Origin of the sequence: Pararhizobium polonicum, from assembly GCF_001687365.1 — a bacterium.
GTDB lineage: Bacteria > Pseudomonadota > Alphaproteobacteria > Rhizobiales > Rhizobiaceae > Pararhizobium > Pararhizobium polonicum.
In genome coordinates this window covers 642,860-664,638 of sequence record NZ_LGLV01000004.1, presented here as the reverse complement: position 1 = coordinate 664,638, position 21,779 = coordinate 642,860, and the positions used below count along the sequence as shown (strand labels likewise).

The 21,779-nt window shown below is 61.9% G+C and carries 23 protein-coding genes and 1 pseudogene; 14 read left to right on the top strand and 10 right to left on the bottom strand.

Annotated elements, in window-relative coordinates; all coding sequences use genetic code 11:
* Positions 1 to 103 precede the first annotated feature (103 nt).
* The 4 genes from ADU59_RS31100 (at position 104) to ADU59_RS04930 (ending at position 4,167) form a co-directional block, all read left to right on the top strand.
* On the top strand, positions 104 to 1,618 hold the full coding sequence (locus tag ADU59_RS31100) for an MJ1477/TM1410 family putative glycoside hydrolase (RefSeq protein WP_068952194.1): 1,515 nt from the start codon (positions 104 to 106) through the stop codon (positions 1,616 to 1,618).
* Positions 1,619 to 1,754: 136 nt separating this feature from the next.
* Positions 1,755 to 3,581, top strand: a complete 1,827-nt coding sequence (lepA, locus tag ADU59_RS04940; protein ID WP_068952192.1) for a translation elongation factor 4 — start codon at positions 1,755 to 1,757, stop codon at positions 3,579 to 3,581.
* Positions 3,582 to 3,637: 56 nt separating this feature from the next.
* Positions 3,638 to 3,868 carry a type II toxin-antitoxin system CcdA family antitoxin gene (locus ADU59_RS04935; protein WP_068952189.1) on the top strand — a complete coding sequence of 77 codons (231 nt, stop codon included), beginning with the start codon at positions 3,638 to 3,640 and terminating at the stop codon, positions 3,866 to 3,868.
* On the top strand, positions 3,868 to 4,167 hold the full coding sequence (locus ADU59_RS04930; RefSeq protein WP_068952187.1) for a CcdB family protein: 300 nt from the start codon (positions 3,868 to 3,870) through the stop codon (positions 4,165 to 4,167). The genes ADU59_RS04935 and ADU59_RS04930 overlap by 1 nt, the downstream gene beginning before the upstream one ends.
* Positions 4,168 to 4,189: 22 nt before the next feature.
* Here the strand turns inward: ADU59_RS04930 and ADU59_RS04925 are convergent, their stop codons facing one another.
* The 3 genes from ADU59_RS04925 to ADU59_RS04915 form a co-directional block, all read right to left on the bottom strand.
* Complete coding sequence (locus ADU59_RS04925) at positions 4,190 to 4,642, bottom strand: GFA family protein (protein WP_068952184.1); 453 nt, start codon at positions 4,640 to 4,642, stop codon at positions 4,190 to 4,192.
* A gap of 117 nt (positions 4,643 to 4,759) precedes the next feature.
* Entirely contained in the window at positions 4,760 to 5,470 is a 711-nt protein-coding gene (locus ADU59_RS04920; RefSeq protein ID WP_068952619.1) for a pentapeptide repeat-containing protein, read from the bottom strand.
* 183 nt (positions 5,471 to 5,653) lie between these two features.
* Positions 5,654 to 6,406, bottom strand: coding sequence for a type 1 glutamine amidotransferase (locus ADU59_RS04915; protein WP_068952182.1), 753 nt, complete (start codon positions 6,404 to 6,406; stop codon positions 5,654 to 5,656).
* Between the two features lie 188 nt (positions 6,407 to 6,594).
* Between ADU59_RS04915 and rbfA the strand changes: the two genes are divergently transcribed.
* The 9 genes from rbfA to ADU59_RS04870 all read left to right on the top strand — a co-directional run bounded on the left by rbfA (position 6,595) and on the right by ADU59_RS04870 (position 15,096).
* Positions 6,595 to 7,014 (top strand): 30S ribosome-binding factor RbfA, encoded by a 420-nt coding sequence (gene rbfA, locus ADU59_RS04910; protein ID WP_068952180.1) that lies wholly within the window; start codon positions 6,595 to 6,597, stop codon positions 7,012 to 7,014.
* Positions 7,014 to 7,469 carry a hypothetical protein gene (locus ADU59_RS04905; protein WP_068952178.1) on the top strand — a complete coding sequence of 152 codons (456 nt, stop codon included), beginning with the start codon at positions 7,014 to 7,016 and terminating at the stop codon, positions 7,467 to 7,469. Before rbfA ends, ADU59_RS04905 begins: the two co-directional genes overlap by 1 nt.
* An 18-nt stretch (positions 7,470 to 7,487) precedes the next feature.
* Positions 7,488 to 8,423, top strand: a complete 936-nt coding sequence (gene truB / locus ADU59_RS04900; RefSeq protein WP_068952176.1) for a tRNA pseudouridine(55) synthase TruB — start codon at positions 7,488 to 7,490, stop codon at positions 8,421 to 8,423.
* A gap of 182 nt (positions 8,424 to 8,605) precedes the next feature.
* Positions 8,606 to 10,309 (top strand): sensor histidine kinase, encoded by a 1,704-nt coding sequence (locus ADU59_RS04895; protein ID WP_068952617.1) that lies wholly within the window; start codon positions 8,606 to 8,608, stop codon positions 10,307 to 10,309.
* Between the two features lie 80 nt (positions 10,310 to 10,389).
* A complete protein-coding gene (locus tag ADU59_RS04890; protein WP_193427066.1) occupies positions 10,390 to 10,719 on the top strand; it encodes an SH3 domain-containing protein in 330 nt (109 codons plus the stop codon).
* A gap of 179 nt (positions 10,720 to 10,898) precedes the next feature.
* Positions 10,899 to 11,168, top strand: coding sequence for a 30S ribosomal protein S15 (gene rpsO / locus ADU59_RS04885; protein ID WP_068952173.1), 270 nt, complete (start codon positions 10,899 to 10,901; stop codon positions 11,166 to 11,168).
* Positions 11,169 to 11,528: 360 nt separating this feature from the next.
* Positions 11,529 to 13,661 carry a polyribonucleotide nucleotidyltransferase gene (gene pnp, locus ADU59_RS04880; protein WP_068952172.1) on the top strand — a complete coding sequence of 711 codons (2,133 nt, stop codon included), beginning with the start codon at positions 11,529 to 11,531 and terminating at the stop codon, positions 13,659 to 13,661.
* Positions 13,662 to 13,742: 81 nt separating this feature from the next.
* Positions 13,743 to 14,759: a class I SAM-dependent methyltransferase gene (locus ADU59_RS04875; RefSeq protein WP_068952170.1), complete on the top strand. Its 1,017-nt coding sequence runs from the start codon at positions 13,743 to 13,745 to the stop codon at positions 14,757 to 14,759.
* 97 nt (positions 14,760 to 14,856) lie between these two features.
* Positions 14,857 to 15,096, top strand: coding sequence for a hypothetical protein (locus ADU59_RS04870; protein ID WP_068952169.1), 240 nt, complete (start codon positions 14,857 to 14,859; stop codon positions 15,094 to 15,096).
* A 4-nt stretch (positions 15,097 to 15,100) separates the two neighbouring features.
* Here the strand turns inward: ADU59_RS04870 and ADU59_RS04865 are convergent, their stop codons facing one another.
* From ADU59_RS04865 to fabA, 6 genes and pseudogenes are all read right to left on the bottom strand, one after another.
* The gene (locus tag ADU59_RS04865; RefSeq protein WP_068952615.1) at positions 15,101 to 15,496 is read right to left on the bottom strand and encodes a type II toxin-antitoxin system HicB family antitoxin; all 396 of its coding nucleotides are present in this window, start codon (positions 15,494 to 15,496) and stop codon (positions 15,101 to 15,103) included.
* A gap of 2 nt (positions 15,497 to 15,498) precedes the next feature.
* A pseudogene (locus ADU59_RS29510) lies at positions 15,499 to 15,680 on the bottom strand (type II toxin-antitoxin system HicA family toxin).
* Positions 15,681 to 15,772: 92 nt separating this feature from the next.
* Positions 15,773 to 17,659, bottom strand: coding sequence for a molecular chaperone HtpG (htpG, locus tag ADU59_RS04860; RefSeq protein ID WP_068952167.1), 1,887 nt, complete (start codon positions 17,657 to 17,659; stop codon positions 15,773 to 15,775).
* 102 nt (positions 17,660 to 17,761) lie between these two features.
* Positions 17,762 to 18,568: an enoyl-ACP reductase FabI gene (gene fabI / locus ADU59_RS04855; protein WP_068952164.1), complete on the bottom strand. Its 807-nt coding sequence runs from the start codon at positions 18,566 to 18,568 to the stop codon at positions 17,762 to 17,764.
* Between the two features lie 4 nt (positions 18,569 to 18,572).
* Positions 18,573 to 19,796 carry a beta-ketoacyl-ACP synthase I gene (fabB, locus tag ADU59_RS04850; protein ID WP_068952162.1) on the bottom strand — a complete coding sequence of 408 codons (1,224 nt, stop codon included), beginning with the start codon at positions 19,794 to 19,796 and terminating at the stop codon, positions 18,573 to 18,575.
* A gap of 49 nt (positions 19,797 to 19,845) precedes the next feature.
* A complete protein-coding gene (gene fabA, locus ADU59_RS04845) occupies positions 19,846 to 20,361 on the bottom strand; it encodes a 3-hydroxyacyl-[acyl-carrier-protein] dehydratase FabA (protein WP_068952160.1) in 516 nt (171 codons plus the stop codon).
* Positions 20,362 to 20,681: 320 nt separating this feature from the next.
* Here fabA and irrA point away from each other — a divergent pair, with 320 nt between their 5' ends.
* Positions 20,682 to 21,101, top strand: a complete 420-nt coding sequence (gene irrA, locus ADU59_RS04840) for an iron response transcriptional regulator IrrA (RefSeq protein WP_068952158.1) — start codon at positions 20,682 to 20,684, stop codon at positions 21,099 to 21,101.
* A gap of 13 nt (positions 21,102 to 21,114) precedes the next feature.
* Here irrA and ADU59_RS04835 read toward each other — a convergent pair whose 3' ends face one another.
* Entirely contained in the window at positions 21,115 to 21,750 is a 636-nt protein-coding gene (locus ADU59_RS04835) for a trimeric intracellular cation channel family protein (RefSeq protein ID WP_068952156.1), read from the bottom strand.
* Positions 21,751 to 21,779 lie beyond the last annotated feature (29 nt).

Here is a 21,779-nt window from a genome sequence, read left to right as displayed (position 1 = left end):
CGGGATGTGAAGACTTCGTTGAGGTTATCTCCATATTCCGGCTATCCCTGCCGGCCGGAAATCACCTATTCATTTCACTGGAAACAGCAAAACGGAGCCGCGCATGCTCAAGTTCAAGACATCGACCGGCACCGTTGCCGTCGACAACTGGGGCTATCAGCTACAGGGGCTGAACGGCGATCCGCAAAATGTGAACCTGCTGGTCTCGGCCACCCATGATCTGCTCGTCATCGATTCCTCGCGCGACGGCACAAACAGCGGGCGGTTCACCGCTGATGAAGTGACCCGCATGAAAGACGGCATGGGCGGGTGGTCCGTGGTTGTCTCCTATATCTCCATCGGCGAGGCGTCCGATTTTCGCGACTACTGGGACAAGGACTGGACCACCACGGGCAAGGCCACCGGCAAACTGACCGACGTGGCGCCGGACTGGCTCGGGCCTGTCAATCCCGACTGGCCCGAAGGCCGCAAGGTGCGTTACTGGGATCCGGACTGGCAGAACACCATGTTCAACGACAGGAAGACCGGCGATCTCGACGCCATCGTCAAGGCCGGGTTCGATGCGGCCTATCTCGACATCATCGACGCCTATTATTTCTGGGGCGCCGAAGTTGCCAAGGCCGACCGCCAGGCCGGCGATCCCGTCAATCAGAAACAGGCCGCGCAGCGCATGGTCGATTTTGTCGTCGCCCTGACGGACCATGCCCGTCAAACCAATCCAGACTTTTTCGTCATCCCCCAGAACGGCGCCTGGATTCTCAACGATCTCGGCAGCGACAGCGTGCGAAAGCAGGCCTATCTCGATGCCATCGGCGGCATCGCGGTCGAAGATCTCTATTATCGCGGCGACAAGGACGAGAACAATGTGCTGAAGCCGGACGAAGAGACGATCGCCATCCTGAAACGCGATTTCGTCGACAAGGGCATCCCGGTCTTCGTGGTCGATTACATCAGCGGCAGCGCGCGCGTCGCCGCCTTCAACAAGATGGTCCTGGCGGACGGTTTCATTCCGTTCGCAGCACCTGAGCGCGATCTCGACAGGCTGATCGGCACCTATGACGGCGACCCCGCCTATATCCAACCCACTGCGCAGGCGGATACGCTGCGCGGCTCGAAGCTTGCCGACACGATCGACGGTCTGGGCGGCGACGACAAGATCAGCGGGCGCGACGGCAATGATACGCTGTCGGGTGGCGCCGGAAACGACAGGCTTTGGGGCGGTGCCGGCAATGACAGGATCTCCGGTGGGGCCGGGAATGACAAGCTTTATGGCGGAGCCGGAAAGGATACCCTCACCGGCGGCAGCGGCAAGGATCAGTTTATCTTCGACACCAAGCCCGCGGCCGGCAATATCGACAGGATCACGGATTTCAGCGTTGTCGATGACCGGCTTGTGCTGGACCACGACATTTTTACCAAACTGCCGGCCGGCGCGCTGAAAGCCTCGGCCTTCGTCATTGGCGCGAAGGCGGCGGATGCCGGCGACCGGATCGTCTATGACAGCCGGACCGGCACGCTTTTTTACGACGCCGATGGGACGGGCAAGGCGGCTGCGATCCAGATCGCACAGCTCGACAGCCACCTCAAACTCACGGCCGATGATTTCCTGATCGTCTGAGAAGACGCATCCGGTTGATCGCGTGCTTGATGTTTTTGCAGCCGCCTTACGGCGGATAGCCGGCATTCTCCGCATTTCGTCGGCCGCGATCGGTAAAATTCTTTGCAGTTTTTAAGGTTCCATTGTATGCGGGCGCATGAGCACAACACCTTCAAAGACGCCCCTGTCGCATATCCGCAATTTCTCGATCGTCGCCCATATCGACCATGGCAAGTCGACGCTGGCTGACCGGCTGATCCAGTCGACCGGCGGCCTTGCCGCGCGCGAGATGTCGGAGCAGGTTCTCGACAACATGGATATCGAGAAAGAGCGCGGCATTACCATCAAGGCGCAGACCGTCCGCCTGCATTATGTCGCCAACAATGGCGAGACCTATGTCCTCAACCTGATCGACACGCCCGGCCATGTCGACTTCGCCTATGAAGTCTCGCGCTCGCTGTCGGCCTGCGAAGGCTCGCTGCTGGTCGTCGATGCCTCGCAGGGTGTCGAAGCCCAGACGCTCGCCAACGTCTATCAGGCGATCGACAACAACCATGAGATCGTCACCGTTCTCAACAAGATCGACCTGCCGGCCGCCGAACCAGACCGCATCCGCGAGCAGATCGAGGAAGTCATCGGCATCGATGCCAGCCAGGCCGTGCTGATCTCGGCCAAGACCGGTCTGGGCATTCCCGACGTGCTCGAAGCCATCGTCCATCAACTGCCTGCGCCGAAGAGCGAGGGCGGTGAAAACGCGCCGCTGAAGGCGCTGCTGGTCGACAGCTGGTACGACACCTATCTCGGCGTCATCGTTCTCGTGCGCATTCTCGACGGCGTCCTGAAGAAGGGCCAGACCGTGCGCATGATGGGCACGGATGCCAAGTATCAGGTGGAGCGCGTCGGCGTCATCACGCCGAAGATGGTCACCGTCGAGGCGCTCGGCCCCGGCGAGATCGGCTTTATCACCGCCTCCATCAAGGAAGTGGCCGATACCCGCGTCGGCGATACCATCACCGAGGACAAGCGCCCGACCGCCAACATGCTGCCCGGCTTCAAGCCGGCCCAGCCGGTGGTGTTCTGCGGCCTGTTCCCGGTCGATGCCGCCGATTTCGAGGACCTGCGTGCCGCCATGGGCAAGCTGCGCCTCAACGATGCGTCGTTCTCCTTCGAAATGGAATCGTCCGCCGCCCTCGGCTTCGGTTTCCGCTGTGGGTTCTTGGGGCTGCTGCATCTCGAAATCGTTCAGGAGCGCCTTGAGCGCGAGTTCGATCTCGACCTGATCGCAACCGCCCCGTCTGTCGTCTACAAGCTGTTCATGACCGACGGTACCGAGCGCGAGCTGCACAATCCGGCCGATATGCCGGATGTCGTCAAGATCGCCGAAATCCACGAGCCGTGGATCCGCGCCACGATCCTGACGCCCGACGATTATCTCGGCGGTATCCTGAAGCTCTGCCAGGACCGCCGCGGCATCCAGGTGGAACTGACCTATGTCGGCACCCGCGCCATGCTGACCTACGACCTGCCGCTCAACGAAGTCGTGTTCGATTTCTATGACCGGCTGAAGTCGATCTCCAAGGGCTATGCCTCGTTCGACTATGCGATCACCCAGCATCAGGAAGGCCATCTGGTCAAGATGTCGATCCTCGTCAACGGCGAGCCGGTCGATGCGCTGTCGATGATGGTGCACCGGATGGCGGCCGAAAAGCGCGGCCGCGACATGTGCGAGAAGCTGAAAGAGCTGATTCCCAAGCACATGTTCAAGATCCCGATCCAGGCCGCCATCGGCGGCAACGTGATTGCCCGCGAAACCATCTCGGCGCTGCGCAAGGACGTCACCGCCAAGTGCTACGGCGGCGACGCCACGCGTAAACGCAAGCTGCTCGACAAGCAGAAGGCCGGCAAGAAGCGCATGCGCCAGTTCGGTAAGGTGGAAATCCCGCAGGAAGCGTTCATCGCAGCGCTGAAGATGGGCGACGAGTAATCTTTTCTTCCAGAGGTTATGCGCATATACTCCGCGCATGACCTCTGGAGATTGCAATGTCCCAGCCTGCCCGCAAATCTGCCAATCTATCGCTGGATAGCGATCTGATTTCCCGTGCGCGTGATCTGAAGATCAATCTGTCTCGGGCCGCCGAAGACGGGATCGAGCGCGCCGTCAAGGCCGAGCGGGAGCGCCTGTGGCGGATCGAGAATGCCGAGGCGATTGCTGCTTCCAATAAATATGTCGAGGAACACGGCCTGCCATTTGCGAAATATCGCCAATTCTGATGGGGCGATTTCATGTCTATCGTTTGAAGCACGGCGGCGCACTGGCTCTCGATTTGCAGGCTGATCTTCTGTCTGATCTTCAAACCCGTACTGTCGTACCGCTTCTTTTACCGGTCGATATTCCTCGTTTGATAGGCCGCCTCAATCCGAGATTTGAAATCGATGGGCAACCCTATGTCATGGCGACGCAGTTCATCGGCGTTATCCCGGTCAGTGAGCTTGGGCAGCATGTGGCCGACGTCACCCGCCATGCGGACGTCATTACGGCGGCGACGGATTTCCTCTTTCAAGGGTTTTGAGAGGGGCCTGGCTACACGCGTATCAGTCCTGCGCCGCAAATGCCTTCAGCAGCCCCTCATAGGCCTCCATCGGTGGAAATGTCTCGTAGGAGTGCACGGCTGAAGTCGTTGCCCAGGGCAGTTTTTCGCGGGTGAACGTTTCGATGAAGGGCGAGTACCAGCTGGCGTCGTCCAGCATGGTCGGGCGCAGGTTGACGAACCAGTCCACGCCTTCGGGGCGGGTGAACATCCAGCTTTTGCAATGCGGGCAGAAATAGTGGCGCGAGGCGCCGTGCAGGCCGCCGATCACCGGTTCGCCGTCGATGACGGCAAATCCGTCGGCGGGGATGGCGGCGCTCAGCGAATAGGCGCTGGCGCTCATTTTCTGGCAGCCGGTGCAATGGCAGGCCATGGTCAGGAGCGGCGGTGCGCTGATCCTCAGCCGCACCTGCCCGCAACGGCAGCCGCCCTCCAGCGGTAGATTCGGTTTGCTCATGATCTGCTCCCTCCCGTCGTTCGGATCAAATCTAGCGGAGGAGCGGCCAATGTCCAATGTGGCGCATGACCGCAGACGGGAGCATCGATCCGCCGGAACGGATTTTCGTTAGCCGGCTCAATCCGATCCGCAGGGCCATCCGGCAGGCGCGGTCAGTCCTGCCGGTAGCTTCGTCTTGTCATCGCCGCAGGCAAGGTTGATCTGCGCCTGCTGAAGGCCCGTTGCCGCCGACAAGTCCAGCCCCTCGATATGGGTCAGGAACAGGAAGGCCTGGTCGAGATTGATCGGCCCTTCGAAGATGGCGCCGCTCAGATCGGCGCGCGAGAGATTGGCGAGCGAGAAGCGCGTGCCGGTCAGGATCGCGCCCTTGAACATGACGCGCCCCACCTCGGCCTTCTCGAAATCGGCACCCGTCAGGTCGGCGCCGCTGAAGTCGGCGCGCTGGAGTTCGGCGCCGGCAAAGGAGGCGCCGTTGGCGGCAATATTGGCAAAGCTCGACCGGTAGGCTTCGATGCGGGCGAAATTCGCCTTTTCAGCCTTGGCGCCGGCCAGCCAGGCGCGCACGAGGGTGGCCTTTTCCAGGTTCGCCGAAGCCAGGTTGGATCCACTGAGATCGGTCAGTGAAAAATCGGTGCCGGAGAGGTTCGCCCCTTCCAGCGAACTGGAAGGGAGCATCAGGTTTTTCTTGGTGCATTGGCTCCAGTCGAGCCCCGGCGCCGGGACGCTGCTGCAATAGGCGGCAGCGGCCGGCGAGGCGGCTGCGACAGACATCGCGAGAGCAACGGCCGACAGCAGGCCGAGGGCAGACGGCCGGGATGCCGCGCGCATCCCGTCTTCCGGTGCCGGATGGCCGGCTTGCTTGTCGAAATGGATTGTCATCCGATTGCTCCGCTTTTCCGCTCCAAGCTCGCCAAGACCGGGCAAGCTCCTGTTGCGCTCGTTATAGCCGCCGATGTTTTAATAGATAGGATCGCTGGCCGGGGCCGCAAATAGAAGGTGATATTTTCTCTGTCAGGCGGTGATATCCGCCATCTGCCGCATGCCGTTGCCGCCGGTTTCGTGGGGCCGGATCGTGCCGACCCAGGCGCGGGCGAGCGCCAGGCCGGCCGCATCCGCCGGTCCGGCATGGCATGCCGCATGCTGCGGATACTGCGCCAGCCAGTCCGGGTCGAGGCCCCTGATCTGGCCCTCGAAAATGCGGTTCCAGTCCTCGACGACGCGGGTGCCGGCCTCGAAGTGAAACTGCATGCCATAGGCGGCGCGGCCGATGCGAAAGGCCTGGTTGGTAACCGCCGGGTTGGTGGCGAGATGAACGGCGCCTTCGGGCAGGGTAAAACTGTCGGAATGCCATTCGAAGCTGGTAAAGGCCTTGCCGGCCGCGCTCAGTACCGGGTCGCGCTCGCCTTCGTCCGTCAGTTTAACGCCGTGCCAGCCGAATTCGCGGGTCTTGCCGAGCAGATTGTCGCCGCCATGGGCGCGGGCGAGAAGCTGGCTGCCAAGGCAGATGCCGAGCACGGCCTTGTCCGCGTTTGTGAATGCGCGCATCAGGCGGGCCAGTTCCGGCAGGTACGGGTGAAGCGCGTCGTCGATCGCGCTCTGCTCGCCGCCGAGCACCACCAGCGCATCATGCCCGTGAACGTCGCCGGGCAGCGCCTCGCCGGCAAATGGCCGGCGCCGGTCGATCTGCGCACCCGCTTCCTGTAGCGCCACACCCACCTGTCCAAGGTCGGATTGGGCCATGTTTTCCACCACCAGAACCCGCATCGTCTCTCCGCTCGCTCACCGTTTTGCCCAGATTGATCATGCCGTACGCATGCTTTCAAGTGGGTTTTGTGCCGATTCGGCCGCTTGCCCGGCGGGCCGAATGGCCGACAAGCCTTGACCTTTGGGCCTGAAAGTAGCATTGGACCGCCTTGGTCGCGTTCCTTGAAACGCCAGACAGCGGAAAAGCCATGAGTAAAGTGACATCCTCTGCCCCCTCGCAGCGCATGCTGAGGGTCGGCGAACAGGTTCGTGCAGGCCTGACACAGGTGCTGCAGCGCGGAGAAGTGCGCGATCCTCTGATCGAGACGACGGTGATCTCGATTTCCGAGGTTCGCATGTCGACGGACCTGCGCGTCGCCACGGCCTTCGTGACGCCGCTCGGCGTTGCCGATCACGCCAATATCATCGAGGCGCTGAACCGCCATGCCAAATATATTCGCGGCCGCTTGACGCCGCATCTGCGCCAGCTGAAATACATGCCGGAAGTCCGCTTCAAGGACGATACCAGCTTCGACAACTACAAGAAGATCGACCAGCTGCTGCGGTCGCCGGAAGTCCTGCGCGACCTGAAGGATGAAGACGGCCCGGAAGACAAAAACGGGGCGTGATGGCAAAGCATATCACTCTGGACGATCTCAACGCCTGGACCTTCGATCAGCGCCAGACATTCTACCGCAACGGTCTTGCCCGCTTCGACAATGCAGAGGCGGTGCGGCTTGTCGAAATGCTGGTCGCTTCCGGCCTGCCGTTTCGCCACGGCAAGGAAATCGCCCATGGCGACCGCGAGATGAAGGCGCTGGAAGCCATCGTCTCCTCGCCCTACAATGAAAAGCTGCTGCTGGAAGCCGCCGCATCCGGCAAACCGCCACTTGGCGCCATCGAGCCCCTGATGGTTGAAGGGCTTGGCGAGGATTACCGCGCCGACAATGGCGCGACCATCGCGGCCGGATATCTGATCGCCAGGCGTCTCTATGCCCTGGGATTCGAAAAAGGCAACGGCCAGAAAATGCCCGATGGCAGCGTTGCCAAAACCGCCGCGACGTTTCGCAAAAAAAGAGCCTGAAGCAAAAAGAGCCGAAGAATGTCAAAACCTCGCAAACCCAAGGGCCGTGCCGTTTCCGGCTGGCTGATTCTCGACAAGCCGCTGGATTTCGGCTCGACCGAAGCCGTGTCGAAGATCAAGTGGCTGTTCAAGGCCCAGAAGGCCGGACATGCCGGCACGCTCGATCCGCTGGCCTCCGGCATGCTGCCGATCGCGCTGGGCGATGCGACCAAGACCGTTCCCTATGTGATGGACGGCCGCAAGATTTATGAATTCGCTGTCGCCTGGGGTGAAGAACGCTCGACCGACGATCTCGAGGGCGAGGTGACGCAGTCGTCCGACAGCCGTCCGACGGAAGAAGACATCCGCGCCCTGCTGCCGAAATATACCGGCGTCATCAGCCAGGTGCCGCCGCAGTTCTCCGCCATCAAGATCGACGGCAACCGCGCCTACGATCTGGCCCGCGAAGGCGAAACCGTCGATATTCCGGCCCGCGAGGTGGAGGTGTTCCGCCTGTCGCTGCTCGGCTGCACGGAAAACCTCGCGCATTTCGAGATCGAATGCGGCAAGGGTACCTATGTGCGCTCGCTGGCCCGCGATTTCGGTCGCGACCTCGGCTGCTTCGGTCATATCGCTTCGCTGCGCCGCAGTTTCGTTGCGCCGTTCGCGGAGGAAACCATGGTGCCGCTGGCCGAGCTGGTGGCGCTGGAAAAGATCGAGAGCGACGACGAACGGCTGGAAGCGCTCGATGCCTTCCTGATCGATACCGGCGAAGCCCTGTCGAACCTGCCGCATATCGCCATCACCGAGGATCAGGCCCACCGCCTGAAAATGGGCAATCCGATCATCCTGCGCGGACGCGATGCGCCGATGGCGGAGCCGGAAGCCTATGCCACTTCGCGCGGCAAGCTGGTCGCCATCGGCGAGATCGGCGAGGGTGAATTCCGGCCGAAGCGTGTCTTCGTCACCAGCTGAAACCTGGCTGCCGTCCCGTCGATTTCGGTGCACGCATCGGTTGCTTTCGTAAAATCGCTGGCGCATGTTCCTGTCTGGGATCGGGATTCGCGGACGCTTGCGGGTGTGATACGTGGTGTGGCGTGACATAATGCCGACGTATTGCCCTGATTTGCGGACCGGGGATGGTGGATGAGGGACGCTTGATCGACGCACAGGACAAAAGGAGCGAGCAGCGTGCCGCATGGGCGATGCGCCTGCGTTCGCGGCTGAGGCGCCCACTGTCGTTCTATCTGACGGTCCTGCTGCTTGTCGCCATCATCCCGTCCTTCGTCTTTTCGATGATCATCCTCAAGCGCAGCACCGACGAGCAGGAGCGGGTCGTGACCGCGCTTCTCAAGGCGTCGACCGGATCGGTGACGCGCGTCGTCGAGCGCGAAATCGACGGCATGCTGACCACGCTCAAGGTGCTGTCCACGGCCGGCGGCATCGACAGCAACAATCTCGAGCAATTCTACGAGCGTGCCCGCTCTTCGCTGGTGGACACGGACACCAACCTTCTGGTGATCGATCGCGGCCACAATCAGCTTTTCAATACGCGGGTACCGTTCGGAGCCCAGTTGGCGAAGGCATCCGATCCGACCTCCATCGATCAGGCATTCCGAAACGGCGGGCCGCTGGTTTCGAACGTCTTCTTCGGCCAGACGGCCAAAAGGTGGGTGTTCAACGTCTATCTTCCGATCACCACGCCGCTCGGCAACGGCGATTATCTGCTCACCCTGACCCAGAACGCCGAGAATATGCTGAAGGCGGTCAATCGTGATGTCCTGTCACCCGGCTGGAACGCGGCCCTGCTCGATGGGGCCGGCAATGTGATCGCTTCGTCCGACAAGGCACTGGAGGTTGGACAGCCGTTCTTCATGGCGATCGTGCCGGCCTTGCGCGTCGGTGTCGGCGAGGCGGTCAATGACGGCGTGGAATACCGCACGGTCACGGAGTTTTCCGTGCTCACCGGCTGGAAAATCGTCGCCTGGGCCAAAAGCTCCGATGTCGATGCACCGGCGCTCTGGTCCTATCTCTGGCTTTCGCTGGGCGGGCTTCTCTTTGCCGGTATCGCCATCGCCGGGTCTGCCACCATTGCGCGGCTTCTGGCGCAGGGTGTCAAATTGCTGGCGCGGGATGCGCATCTTCTGGGCGCAGGACGGCCGATCGCGCCGCGCAAGCATATGATCGCCGAGATCGAAACCGTATCGGCAGCACTGGCCGAAGCGGCGCAGGCGCGCAGAAAGGCGGAAAACGAAATCCGTTTCCTGATGCGCGAGGTGGCGCATCGCTCCAAGAACCAGCTCACCGTCATCCAGTCGATGCTCAACCAGTCGCTCAATGCGGCGGAAAACCGGGTGGATTTCGCCGAAGCCTTCCGCAAGCGCATCACCGGCCTTGCCCGCTCGACGGACCTGATGATTGCCAATGCCGCGCAGGGCGTCGATTTCCGCGAGCTGGCGCAGAACCAGCTGCAGCCGTTCATTCCCGACGATCCGCGCCGGGTCCGCCTCTTTGGCCCGCCGGTGCGGCTCGATGCGCAGGTGTCGCAGACGCTGGGCATGGCGCTGCACGAGCTTGCCACCAATGCCACCAAATATGGCGCGCTTGCCAATGGCGGCGGTATCGTCGACCTGCAATGGTCGGTCGCCGACGGCACATTTCTGGTCGTCTGGAGAGAAAAGGGCGCCGATATCGAACCCGCCGCGGCCGGAAGCGTCCGCAAGGGTTTCGGTACCATGGTGCTGGAGCGTATGCTCGGCATGGCGCTGGACGCGAAGCTGGAGCGGATCATGCACGAAGACGGCATCGAATGGCGGGTGAAAATCCCGAGTGAAAAGCTGAGTGCCAATCTGTCGGTGTGACCGCAGGCGCGGTCTATCGCGCTGTCATGGTGTGTTGCAGAGTGGGTTTGCCGCGTCGTGGAGGAGGGCAGATGTCTCGAATGAAGAGTATCGTAACCGTGGGCATCGCGGCTGTTACGCTTTTCGCCGCTGCCGCGCAGTCCGCGTCCGGTGCCGATTGTATCGTCGCCGATCCGACTGCGACGCCGCTCAATGTGCGCGCCGAGCCACAGGGCAGGGTCCTGTCCGTTCTCGGCAACGGCACGGCTGTGCAAGTGGTCGAAGAGCGCGCGCATGGCGGCAAGCGGTGGGCAAAGGTGGCCAGGAATGGCAAGGCGCTCGGCTGGGTGTTTGCCGCCTATCTCGATTGTGCCGCGGCTGACGGCAAGAGCAAGTCCGCCCCGATGCACCCGCGCACGCCGCCGCCGTAACGGCAAATGGAGGCGTCATGGCGCCCTTTATCCGCCCTCTTTCTTTTTGATGCCGGATGGTTTATAGGCAGCGCCAGCATCAGACCCCGCTCACTGCGGACTTGTGCCTTCATGGCCGCAGCTAGACGACATCCCGGCTGCTGGCGACCCGAAATCCTAAACATTGAAAGGATGACACGATGTCGATCACTGCAGAGCGCAAGGCTGCGCTTATCAAGGAATACGCAATCGTCGAAGGCGACACCGGTTCTCCGGAAGTCCAGATTGCGATCCTGACTGAGCGGATCAACAACCTGACCGATCACTTCAAGGGCCACAAGAAGGACAACCACTCGCGTCGTGGCCTTCTGGCAATGGTTTCCACCCGCCGTTCGCTTCTTGACTATGTCAAGGGCAAGGAAGAGGCGCGGTACACCAAGCTGATTACTGCTCTCGGCATTCGCCGCTAAGCCTTACACCGGCGGGACCCTTCGACAAGGGGCCCGCCGGTTCGTTTTTTGCGGGATCGTCCCGCGTTTGCGCTTTCAAGAAAGCCAATTCGGCTTCCATTGAAGCGGACACCCCAGCAGACCGGATGGGCCGGCTCTGCGGAACCAACCGATGACCTGTCATGGGGCAGGATTGCAGGATGCTTCGGCGCTTGCGCATTTTCCACGCAACCGGAGCATCAGGCTTTCAGGGAGCGGAACGAGCGCCAGCCATTTGGAAGCCTCCCGCTGTCTTGCCCGTGATGTGTCATATCAGCGGAACCATTGCCGCCCGCGCCACACTGGCTGCGGCGCGGCCTTGCCGCACACGAAGGACAAAAAATGTTCGATACCCACACAGTCGAAATTGAATGGGCAGGCCGCCCGCTCAAGCTCGAAACCGGCAAGATCGCCCGTCAGGCAGACGGCGCCGTTCTCGCCACCTACGGCGAGACCATCGTTCTCGCCACCGTCGTTTCGGCCAAGTCGCCGAAGCCGGGCCAGGATTTCTTCCCGCTGACCGTCAACTACCAGGAAAAGACCTACGCCGCCGGCAAGATCCCGGGTGGCTACTTCAAGCGCGAAGGCCGCCCGTCGGAAAAGGAAACGCTGGTTTCCCGCCTGATCGACCGTCCGATCCGCCCGCTGTTCCCGGAAGGCTACAAGAACGACACCCAGGTTGTCGTCACCGTCGTCCAGCATGACCTCGAAAACGATCCGGACATCCTGTCGATGGTTGCAGCATCGGCTGCCCTGACGATCTCCGGCGTTCCCTTCATGGGCCCGGTCGGCGGCGCTCGCGTCGGCTATATCAACGGCCAGTACGTCCTCAACCCGCATCTCGACGAAATGCCGGAATCGATCCTCGACCTCGTCGTGGCCGGTACGCAGGACGCCGTCCTGATGGTTGAATCGGAAGCCAAGGAACTGAACGAAGACGTCATGCTCGGCGCCGTCATGTTCGGTCACAAGGGTTTCCAGCCGGTCATCGACGCGATCATCAAGCTTGCCGAAGTGGCTGCCAAGGAACCGCGCGACTTCACCCCGGAAGATCATTCGGAACTCGAAGCCGAAATGCTTTCGATCGCCGAAACCGAGCTGCGCGCCGCCTACAAGAACACCCAGAAGGCCGAGCGCTACGCTGCTGTCGACGCCGTCAAGGCAAAGGTGAAGGCACACTTCCTGCCCGAGGGCGTTGAGCCGAAGTACACTGCCGAAGTCATCGGTGCCGTCTTCAAGCACCTGCAGGCCAAGATCGTTCGCTGGAACATCCTCGACACCAAGAGCCGCATCGACGGCCGCGATCTCGACACCGTTCGCAAGATCGTCTCGGAAGTCGGCATCCTGCCGCGCACCCATGGTTCGGCCCTGTTCACCCGCGGTGAAACGCAGGCAATCGTCGTTGCCACGCTCGGCACCGGCGAAGACGAACAGTACGTTGACTCGCTGACGGGCATGTACAAGGAAAAGTTCCTGCTGCACTACAACTTCCCGCCCTACTCGGTCGGTGAAACCGGTCGCATGGGCTCCCCGGGCCGCCGCGAAATCGGCCACGGCAAGCTCGCATGGCGCGCCATCCGTCCGATGCTGCCGTCTGCGGACCAGTTCCCCTACACGCTGCGCGTCGTATCGGAAATCACCGAGTCGAACGGCTCGTCCTCGATGGCAACCGTCTGCGGCACCTCGCTCGCTCTGATGGATGCCGGCGTTCCGCTCGCTAAGCCGGTTGCCGGTATCGCCATGGGCCTGATCCTCGAAGGTGAGCGCTTTGCCGTTCTCTCCGACATCCTCGGCGACGAAGATCATCTCGGCGACATGGACTTCAAGGTCGCCGGTACTGCCGACGGCATCACCTCGCTGCAGATGGACATCAAGATCGCCGGTATCACCGAAGAGATCATGAAGGTCGCGCTCAGCCAGGCACAGGGTGGCCGCAAGCACATCCTCGGCGAGATGGCCAATGCCATCACCGAAGGCCGCTCGCAGCTCGGCGAATTCGCACCGCGCATCGAAGTCATGAACATCCCGGTCGACAAGATCCGTGAAGTCATCGGTTCGGGCGGCAAGGTCATCCGCGAAATCGTCGAAAAGACCGGTGCCAAGGTCAACATCGAAGACGACGGCACGATCAAGATCGCTTCGTCCTCCGCCAAGGAAATCGAAGCGGCCCGCAAGTGGATCCACTCGATCGTTGCGGAACCGGAAGTCGGCCAGATCTACGAAGGCACGGTTGTCAAGACCGCCGACTTCGGCGCTTTCGTCAACTTCTTCGGCCCGCGCGACGGCCTCGTGCACATCTCGCAGCTCGCGTCCGAGCGCGTTGCCAAGACCTCCGACGTCGTCAAGGAAGGCGACAAGGTCTGGGTCAAGCTGATGGGCTTCGACGAGCGCGGCAAGGTTCGCCTCTCCATGAAGGTTGTCGATCAGGCAACCGGCAAGGAAGTCGCCAAGGCTGACGGCGAAGCTGCTGAATAAGCGCTCGGCCGTTTGAGAGACTACGGGCGCGGAGCGGATCGTTCCGCGCCCTTTGTTATTTTATCCCGCTAGGACACGACCATGAGCCGCGACACGCTGAAGACCCTTTTCCATCCTTTTGATACCGGCGTGGTTCCGGCACCCGGCGAAGGCGAACGCGTACTGTTTCTCGGCGCGGAAGCCGGTTACCGGCTGCCGGCGGAATTTACAGGCTCCATCGCCGCCGTGCAGGCATCAAAGCCGCTCTACAGGGCTCTGGAAGCCGCCAGGGCGCCGGTGACGCCGTTTGTCGAGGGTGAGGATTACGATGCCGCGCTGATCCTCTGCGGCAAGCACAAGGGCGAGAACGAGGACCGGATCGCCGAAGCGCTGAAGCGCGTCAAGGTCGGCGGCCTGATCGTTGTCGCCGGCGGCAAGGATGACGGCATCCAGTCGCTGCGCAAGCGCGTCAACCAGCTCGGCTGGGGTGGCGACAGCCTGCCGAAATATCATGGCATCGCCTTCTGGTTCGGCCGTCCGGAAGACGCCAGCGACGTCATCGCCAAATTTTCCAAGAAGCCGGTTCGCGTCGAGGGCCGTTTCGATGCGGCACCCGGCATGTTCTCGCACGAGCGCATCGATGCCGGCTCCGAACTGCTCGCCTCGCGCCTGCCCGACGATTTCAAGGGCCATGCCGCTGATTTCGGCGCCGGCTGGGGCTATCTGTCGGTGATGCTGGCCGAGAAGGCACCGAACCTGAAGGGAATCGACCTGTTCGAGGCCGATTATCATTCCTTGGAAGCCGCGCGGGCCAACCTGAAGGCCAATTGCCCGAATGTACCGACCCGCTTCTTCTGGCAGGACCTGACCTCGGAAGAAACCCGCGACAAATACGACCTGATCGTCATGAACCCGCCGTTCCACGAAACGCAGGCTGCCGATCCGGCACTGGGCGCTGCGATGATCAAGGCGGCCGCCAAGGCGCTGAAGATCGGCGGACGGCTGATGCTGGTTGCCAATCGCGGCCTGCCCTATGAGACGGTGATGCCCGAGACCTTCAAGGAATGGGGCGAGACCTGCCGCAATGCGCGCTTCAAGGTGCTCTGGGGCAAGCGCTGAGGCGCTTGCTTTTATAATTGCATTCTCGGTGAAACGGGTACAGGCTGAGGTCCTCGCGGTCGCGTGAGATCATGCGAAGCGCCGATGGAGTGTGCCGATGGTTTCGAGCTCTGGACACCGCCCGCCCGTCACCGAGGGCGTCGCCGAGGTGATGATCAAAGATATCAAGAGCGGCGAAGGCCGGGGAGCGACCTCGGAAGTGCCTCTGGCCTTCCAGACCGGCCGTGTGCCCGTCGATCCGGCCGTTCTCGGGCAAACCCGCAAGCAGATGACGATGTTCGGCGCGTTCGCTCTGGGGGTGCTGGCCTTGCTGCTGGTGATCTGGTGGGCCGCCTGAGCCTTCAGGCGGCTTCGATTTCCTTACGGGCGCAACTGGCGAGAAAAGCCGAACGCGTCAGGCCCCGTTCGCGGGCTGTCATGTCGATAGCGTCCAGCATACCTTTTTCGAAGGTGACATTGGCGCGCACGGTCCGGGTGCTATCCTCGATGAAGGGAACGCGCATCAGGAAGGCGCCCGCTGCCAGTTCACTGAGAATATCCTCCCGGTGCATAATCTCGTCATGGGAGGAGGGGGCCGGTACCGGTTGATCCTCAGCCCATAGCCGGATTGCTTCCACTGCATTTGCGGTCAAATCGTCTTCATCATCCGCAGCGGAGAAAACGTCCGGTAGGTCCGGAAATGTTACGCCATAGGCGCTGTCTTTTTCTTTATGAACGAGAGCGATGAAGTGCTTCATAATCAAATCCATCCGGCCTGTTTCGCGATGGCATGCGCGGTTCCTGTCGGCAGGTCCTTTTCGGATGCGGCACGATGATTGTCTTTGCACCCTTGCGAAGCTTGTGATGTGAGCCGCTGACAGACACAATCTCAAATCCCTCGGCCTTGAGGCGCTTGATAATCGCTTTACTGTCCCGCTCCATTCGCGCGCAATCCATCAAGGCTCAATGCGCAATATAATGCGTATCGAGCCTTGATGCAATATTGGCGTGATCGCGCCGGAGCGCAAATGAACTCAGCCCTTCAGAGCCCGCTCAAACAGCCGTGACAGCCGTTCGGCGAAAGCGCGCGGGTCCTGTGGCTTGTCGCCGTCGAGAACGCGGGCCTGATCCAGCAGCAGCTGGACGGCATCCGTGCGGAATTCCGTATTGCCGCCCGATGCAAGAGCGGAGATCAGCCCGTGGCCGGGATTGATCTCGAGGATCGGCTTGGCAATCATGTCCAGCCTGCCCGAACCCTGCAGCAACTTTTCCAGCTGGCGGTCATAGCCCTGCTCGGGTGCCACCAGGCAGACGGCGCTTTCGGTCAGGCGGTCGGAGGCGCGCACGTCGGAAACGGCATCGCCGAGCGTCGTTTTGGCAAAGGCGATGAAGTCCGTGACGGCCTCGGTGGTCTCCGGCGCGGCCGGCGCTTCACCGTCCGCCTTCGGCACCTGGGTGAGGTCGGCTGCCCCTTGCGTGATCGACTTGAACGGCTTGCCCTCGAAATCTGGCGCAGCCGTGACCCAGAAGCTGTCGACCGAATCGGTCAACAGCAGGACCTCGATCCCGCGGGCGCGGAACCCTTCGAGCTGCGGCGAGGCCTTCAGCCGGTCGAGATTGTCGCCGGTCAGATAGTAGATCGCCGCCTGCGCGTCCTTCATGTCCTTGACGTAGTCGGCCAGCGACCGGGTCGCCTCGTCCGACGTCGTGGTGCGGAAGCGCGACAGCGCGATCAGCTGCGACCGGCGCTCGAAATCGTCGTAGATGCCTTCCTTGAGCACGGCACCAAAAGCCTCCCAAAGCTTGGCAAAGGCGTCTTTGTCGCTGTCGGCCAGCTTCTCGATGGCGGTCAAAACGCGGTTGGTCAGGCCCTTGCGGATGGCGGCAAGGATCGGGCTTTCCTGGATCATCTCGCGCGAGACGTTGAGCGGTAGGTCGGATGTATCGACAAGGCCGCGCACGAAACGCAGGTAGCGCGGCAGAAGCTCGGCGTCATCGGTGATGAAGACGCGCTTGACGTAGAGCTTCATCCGGCCCTTGGCCGAAGGGTCGAACATGTCGAGCGGCTTGGATTCCGGCACGAAGGCAAGGCCGGTATATTCATGCCGCCCCTCGGCGCGGAAATGCACGGTCAGTGCCGGTTCGTCATACTGGCCGGACACGCCACGGTAAAAGTCGGCGTATTCTTCCTTGGTGATGTCGCTGCGGGATTTCGTCCACAGCGCCGTGCCGTCGCCGATCCGCTCCGCCTCGGCGCCGGGCTTCTCGATCAGGTCGATCGGAACCGGAACGTGACCGGACTGGTCCTTGACGATCTTCTGGACGCTCCATTTCGACGTATAGCTTTTGGCATCGTCCATCAGGTGCAGGGTGATGCGGGTGCCGCGGGCTGGGGCCTGCGCCAGATCGGCTTCGGACACCGTGTAGCTGCCCTTGCCGTCGGACGACCAGAGCCAGGCGTGGCCGCTGCCGGCGCGGCGCGAGATGACATCGACCTTGTCGGCGACCATGAAGGCGGAATAGAAGCCGACGCCGAACTGGCCGATCAGCTGGGTGCCGTCCCCGGCCTTGGCCGCTTCGACGCGCTCCATGAAGGCGCGGGTGCCGGAGCGCGCGATGGTGCCCAGCGCCTCGACCATATCGTCGCGGCTCATGCCGATACCGTTGTCTTCCAGAACCAGCGTGTTGCTGTCGGCGTCGACTGTCAGGGTGATGCGCGGTGCCGGATCGTCCGAAAGCAGTTCCGGCGCGCTGATGGCCTCGTAGCGCAGCTTTTCGCAGGCATCGGCGGCGTTGGAGATCAGTTCCCGCAGGAACACGTCCTTGTCGGAATAGACGGAGTGCACCATGAGATGCAGCAGGCGTGCGACATCGGCCTCGAAGACGTGATTTTCGACGGGTTTTTCAGCGGCATTGCTCATGCGTGTCTGTCCTCAGCGTGATTCTGGATGGTTTGCGCGCTCTGAACTGGCAAGTGCAGATGCAAAATTCAAGAGGCACGGAAAGGGCAGGCGGGCCGGATGTTACTCCGCGTCCGCCGTGCGCAGGGTGTCGAGCGCCGGCATCGAGGTGATGTTGTAGCCGGAATCGACGTAATGGATTTCGCCGGTGACGCCGCGCGACAGGCCGGAGAGCAGATAGAGCGCCGAGTTGCCGACATCCTCGATCGTCACGGTGCGGCGCATCGGCGAGTTCTTCTGCTGCCAGGAGAGCATGGCGCGCGCGTCGGAAATGCCGGCACCGGCCAGCGTGCGGATCGGACCGGCCGAGATCGCGTTGACGCGGATGCCGCGCGCACCGTAATCGGCCGCCAGATAGCGCACCGAGGCCTCAAGCGCCGCCTTGGCGACGCCCATGACGTTGTAGTTCGGCATGACGCGCACGGAGCCGCCATAGGTCAGCGTCAGCATCGTGCCGCCATCGGTCATCAGTTCGGCGGCGCGCTTGGCGATCTCGGTAAACGAGAAGCAGGAGATGACCATGGTGCGGCTGAAATTGTCGCGCGACGTGTCGGCGTACAGGCCCTTCAGCTCGTTCTTGTCGGAAAAGCCGATGGCGTGCACGATGAAGTCGAGCTTGCCCCATTTTTCCTTGATCACTGCAATGGCGCTATCCACCGAGGCGATATCCTCGACGTCGCACGGCACGACCAGATCGGACTTGAGCTCGGCGGCCAGCGGCTTGACGCGCTTGCCGAGCGCCTCGCCCTGATAGGTGAACGCAAGCTCCGCGCCCTGCGCCGCAAGCGCCTGCGCAATGCCCCAGGCGATGGAATGGTTGTTGGCAACCCCCATGATGAGGCCGCGTTTTCCGTTCATCAGACCATTCATGGGTTTATCCGTTGTAGCGCTGGAAAACGAGCGTCGCATTGGTGCCGCCAAAGCCGAAGGAATTGGACAGCGCGGTATTGATCGTCGCATTGTCGATGCGCTTGCTCACGATCGGCACGCCGTCGAATTCGGGGTCGAGCTCGGTGATGTGAGCGCTTTCGCCGATGAAGCCGGCCTGCATCATCAACAGCGAATAGATCGATTCCTGCACGCCGGCAGCGCCCAGCGAATGGCCGGTCAGCGACTTGGTCGACTGGATGTGCGGGATCTTGTCGCCGAACACTTCGCGGATGGCGCCGATTTCCTTCGAGTCGCCAACCGGCGTCGAGGTGCCGTGCGTGTTGACGTAGTCGACCTCGCCCTTCACCGTCGCCAGTGCCTGGCGCATGCAGCGGACGGCGCCTTCGCCCGACGGAGCGACCATGTCGTAGCCGTCGGAGGTGGCGCCATAGCCGGTGATTTCGGCGTAGATCTTGGCGCCGCGGGCCTTGGCATGCTCCAGCTCTTCCAGAACCAGTACACCGGCACCGCCGGCGATGACGAAGCCGTCGCGGGAAACGTCATAGGCGCGCGAAGCGGACGAGGGCGTGTCGTTGTACTTGGACGACATGGCGCCCATGGCATCGAACAGGTTCGACATGGTCCAGTCGAGGTCTTCGTGGCCGCCGGCGAACATCACGTCCTGCTTGCCCCACTGGATCATCTCCATCGCGTTGCCGATGCAGTGCGCCGAGGTCGAGCAGGCCGAGGAAATCGAGTAGTTGACGCCGTGGATCTTGAACCAGGTGGCAAGCGTTGCCGACGCCGTCGAGGACATCGCCTTCGGTACGGCAAACGGGCCGATCCGCTTGGGGGAATTGTTCTTGATGGTGATCTCGGCCGCGTCGATCAGCGTGCGCGTCGAGGGACCGCCGGAACCCATGATGATGCCGGTGCGCTCGTTGCCGCCGACATCGCTGTCTTCAAGACCCGAGTCGGCGATCGCCTGCTTCATGGCGACATGGTTCCACATGCCGCCCTGCGACAGGAAGCGCGCGGCACGGCGGTCGACCAGCTCGGTCGTGTCGAGATTGGGCGCGCCCCAGACCTGGCACCTGAAGCCGTGTTCGGCAAAATCGTTGGAAAACGAAATGCCGGACTTTGCCTCGCGCAGCGACGCGGTGACTTCCTGTGCATCGTTCCCGATCGAGGAAACAATACCCAGACCCGTGACAACAACCCGTCTCATGTCGATGACCTCTTCTTATTGTATCTCTGAGTGCGGCCTGGACCGCGGTTCAGGCAGCCTTTTCCTTCGACAGGCCGACGCGCAGGTCTGTCGCCTGGTAGATGGTCTCGCCGTCGGCCTTGAGCCAGCCATCGGCGGTCCCCAGCACAAGGCGGCCACGCATGACGCGCTTGAAGTCGATGCCGTATTCGAGAAGCTTGGTCTCGGGGCGGATCATGCCCTTGAACTTCACTTCACCGGTGGAAAGCGCCATGCCGCGGCCCGGTTCGCCAAGCCACCCGAGGAAGAACCCGGTCAGCTGCCACATGCCGTCAAGGCCAAGGCAGCCCGGCATGATCGGATTGCCCTGGAAATGGCAGGGGAAATACCAGTCATCGGGACGCACGTCATATTCGGCGCGGATATAACCCTTGTCGAATGCGCCTCCGGTTTCGGAGATGTCGGTGATGCGATGAACCATCAGCATCGGTGGCAGGGGAAGCTGGGCATTGCCCGGGCCAAACAGTTCGCCACGACCGCAGGTCAGTATCTCTTCATAGTTGAAGCTGGATTGTCTGGTCGTCATGAACTGTGGTTTCCCCGCTACATCCGTTTTTCGTTGACTTGGTTTAGAGCAAGATAGGCGCGATTTGAAGCGTCGGCATGACGGATTCAAGTCTGTTCGCGCGCTCATGTCCGGCCAAGCACAAGGTCTATTTCCGCCGTCGCATACATGATGGGCGCTGCAACAGCCAGTGATAATTGGCTTTTGCCCCAAGAATCAGGCGGTTTTTAACGTCCTGGTGCCTTGAGGCGCGCTGCGCACTATTGAAAGCAATCACAGCAAAAGTTATATCGGCTCTGGAAGTGTATTCTGCAATAGCCTGAAAGTCTGGACCCGTCCGTATGACGACTGCCATCGAGATCTGTTCGGAAGAACGCCTGCGCCGCTCCGGCCTCAGGCCGACGCGTCAGCGCATGGCGCTTGCCGACCTGATCTTCGCCAAGGGCGATCGCCACCTGACGGTGGAAGAGCTGCACGAGGAGGCTGTCACCGCTGGCGTTCCTGTGTCGCTGGCAACGGTCTACAACACGCTGCACCAGTTCACCGAAGCCGGCATGATCCGCGTTCTCGCTGTCGAAAGCGCCAAGACCTATTTCGACACCAACGTCTCCGATCATCACCATTTCTTCGTCGAGGGCCATAATGAGGTGCTCGATATTCCGATCAGCAGCATCACCATCGGCAATCTGCCCGAGCCGCCGGAAGGCATGGAAATCGCCCATGTCGACGTGGTGATCCGCCTGCGCCGCAAGCGCGGCTGATCTTTTCTCTACATCACATCACGTCGTCGGGATGACGACCCGGCCGGGGGTCGCCGGTCGGCAGCGTCCAGCCGTATTTCAGCGCCCCGCCGCGCACCGCAAAGGCGGTGGCGACGCCCAGGCTTGAGGCAATGAGCAGCGGTGCACCGAAAAAGCTGGCTGCGGTGAAGACGCCTGAGCCGGCAAGAGCCGCCGTCACGTAAATCTCGGGCCGCAGCAGCACCGAGGGTTCGCCGGCAAGCAGGTCGCGCAGGATGCCGCCGAACGTCGCCGTCAGCATGCCGGTGACAATGGCCACGATCGGCGATCCGGTGGCGGCCAGCCCCTTGGCGGCACCCATGACGCTATAGGCCGAAAGCCCGATGGCATCGAGCCAGACCAGGAATTTGTAGCGCGATTCCATCTTATGCGCCGAAAAGAAGACGAGAAGACCGGCGGCGGCGCAGACGATCAGATAGATCGGGTTTTGAACCCAGAAGACCGGCGTTGCACCGAGAATGACGTCGCGCAAGGTGCCGCCGCCGATGCCGGTGACGGCGGCGAGGAAGACGTAGCCGATGATGTCGAGCTGCTTGCGCGAGGCCGCCAGCGCGCCGGTCGCGGCGAAAACCGCCACCCCGGCATAATCGAGAATTTCCAGGATCGGCATTGGTCTCCCCGTCAGACACCCCATCGGAC

What these genes read in the sequence shown, in the direction of transcription:
- ADU59_RS04935 (WP_068952189.1), top strand. Translation starts at nt 3,638, where the DNA reads ATGTCCCAGCCTGCCCGCAAATCTGCCAATCTATCGCTGGATAGCGAT.
- htpG (WP_068952167.1), bottom strand. Translation starts at nt 17,659, where the DNA reads ATGAGCAATGCCGCTGAAAAACCCGTCGAAAATCACGTCTTCGAGGCC.
- lepA (WP_068952192.1), top strand. Translation starts at nt 1,755, where the DNA reads ATGAGCACAACACCTTCAAAGACGCCCCTGTCGCATATCCGCAATTTC.
- fabB (WP_068952162.1), bottom strand. Translation starts at nt 19,796, where the DNA reads ATGAGACGGGTTGTTGTCACGGGTCTGGGTATTGTTTCCTCGATCGGG.
- ADU59_RS04905 (WP_068952178.1), top strand. Translation starts at nt 7,014, where the DNA reads ATGGCAAAGCATATCACTCTGGACGATCTCAACGCCTGGACCTTCGAT.
- ADU59_RS31100 (WP_068952194.1), top strand. Translation starts at nt 104, where the DNA reads ATGCTCAAGTTCAAGACATCGACCGGCACCGTTGCCGTCGACAACTGG.
- ADU59_RS04915 (WP_068952182.1), bottom strand. Translation starts at nt 6,406, where the DNA reads ATGCGGGTTCTGGTGGTGGAAAACATGGCCCAATCCGACCTTGGACAG.
- ADU59_RS04925 (WP_068952184.1), bottom strand. Translation starts at nt 4,642, where the DNA reads ATGAGCAAACCGAATCTACCGCTGGAGGGCGGCTGCCGTTGCGGGCAG.
- pnp (WP_068952172.1), top strand. Translation starts at nt 11,529, where the DNA reads ATGTTCGATACCCACACAGTCGAAATTGAATGGGCAGGCCGCCCGCTC.
- ADU59_RS04920 (WP_068952619.1), bottom strand. Translation starts at nt 5,470, where the DNA reads ATGCGCGCGGCATCCCGGCCGTCTGCCCTCGGCCTGCTGTCGGCCGTT.
- ADU59_RS04930 (WP_068952187.1), top strand. Translation starts at nt 3,868, where the DNA reads ATGGGGCGATTTCATGTCTATCGTTTGAAGCACGGCGGCGCACTGGCT.
- rbfA (WP_068952180.1), top strand. Translation starts at nt 6,595, where the DNA reads ATGAGTAAAGTGACATCCTCTGCCCCCTCGCAGCGCATGCTGAGGGTC.
- fabI (WP_068952164.1), bottom strand. Translation starts at nt 18,568, where the DNA reads ATGAATGGTCTGATGAACGGAAAACGCGGCCTCATCATGGGGGTTGCC.
- fabA (WP_068952160.1), bottom strand. Translation starts at nt 20,361, where the DNA reads ATGACGACCAGACAATCCAGCTTCAACTATGAAGAGATACTGACCTGC.
- ADU59_RS04835 (WP_068952156.1), bottom strand. Translation starts at nt 21,750, where the DNA reads ATGCCGATCCTGGAAATTCTCGATTATGCCGGGGTGGCGGTTTTCGCC.
- truB (WP_068952176.1), top strand. Translation starts at nt 7,488, where the DNA reads ATGTCAAAACCTCGCAAACCCAAGGGCCGTGCCGTTTCCGGCTGGCTG.
- ADU59_RS04870 (WP_068952169.1), top strand. Translation starts at nt 14,857, where the DNA reads ATGGTTTCGAGCTCTGGACACCGCCCGCCCGTCACCGAGGGCGTCGCC.
- ADU59_RS04865 (WP_068952615.1), bottom strand. Translation starts at nt 15,496, where the DNA reads ATGAAGCACTTCATCGCTCTCGTTCATAAAGAAAAAGACAGCGCCTAT.
- ADU59_RS04890 (WP_193427066.1), top strand. Translation starts at nt 10,390, where the DNA reads ATGAAGAGTATCGTAACCGTGGGCATCGCGGCTGTTACGCTTTTCGCC.
- ADU59_RS04875 (WP_068952170.1), top strand. Translation starts at nt 13,743, where the DNA reads ATGAGCCGCGACACGCTGAAGACCCTTTTCCATCCTTTTGATACCGGC.
- rpsO (WP_068952173.1), top strand. Translation starts at nt 10,899, where the DNA reads ATGTCGATCACTGCAGAGCGCAAGGCTGCGCTTATCAAGGAATACGCA.
- irrA (WP_068952158.1), top strand. Translation starts at nt 20,682, where the DNA reads ATGACGACTGCCATCGAGATCTGTTCGGAAGAACGCCTGCGCCGCTCC.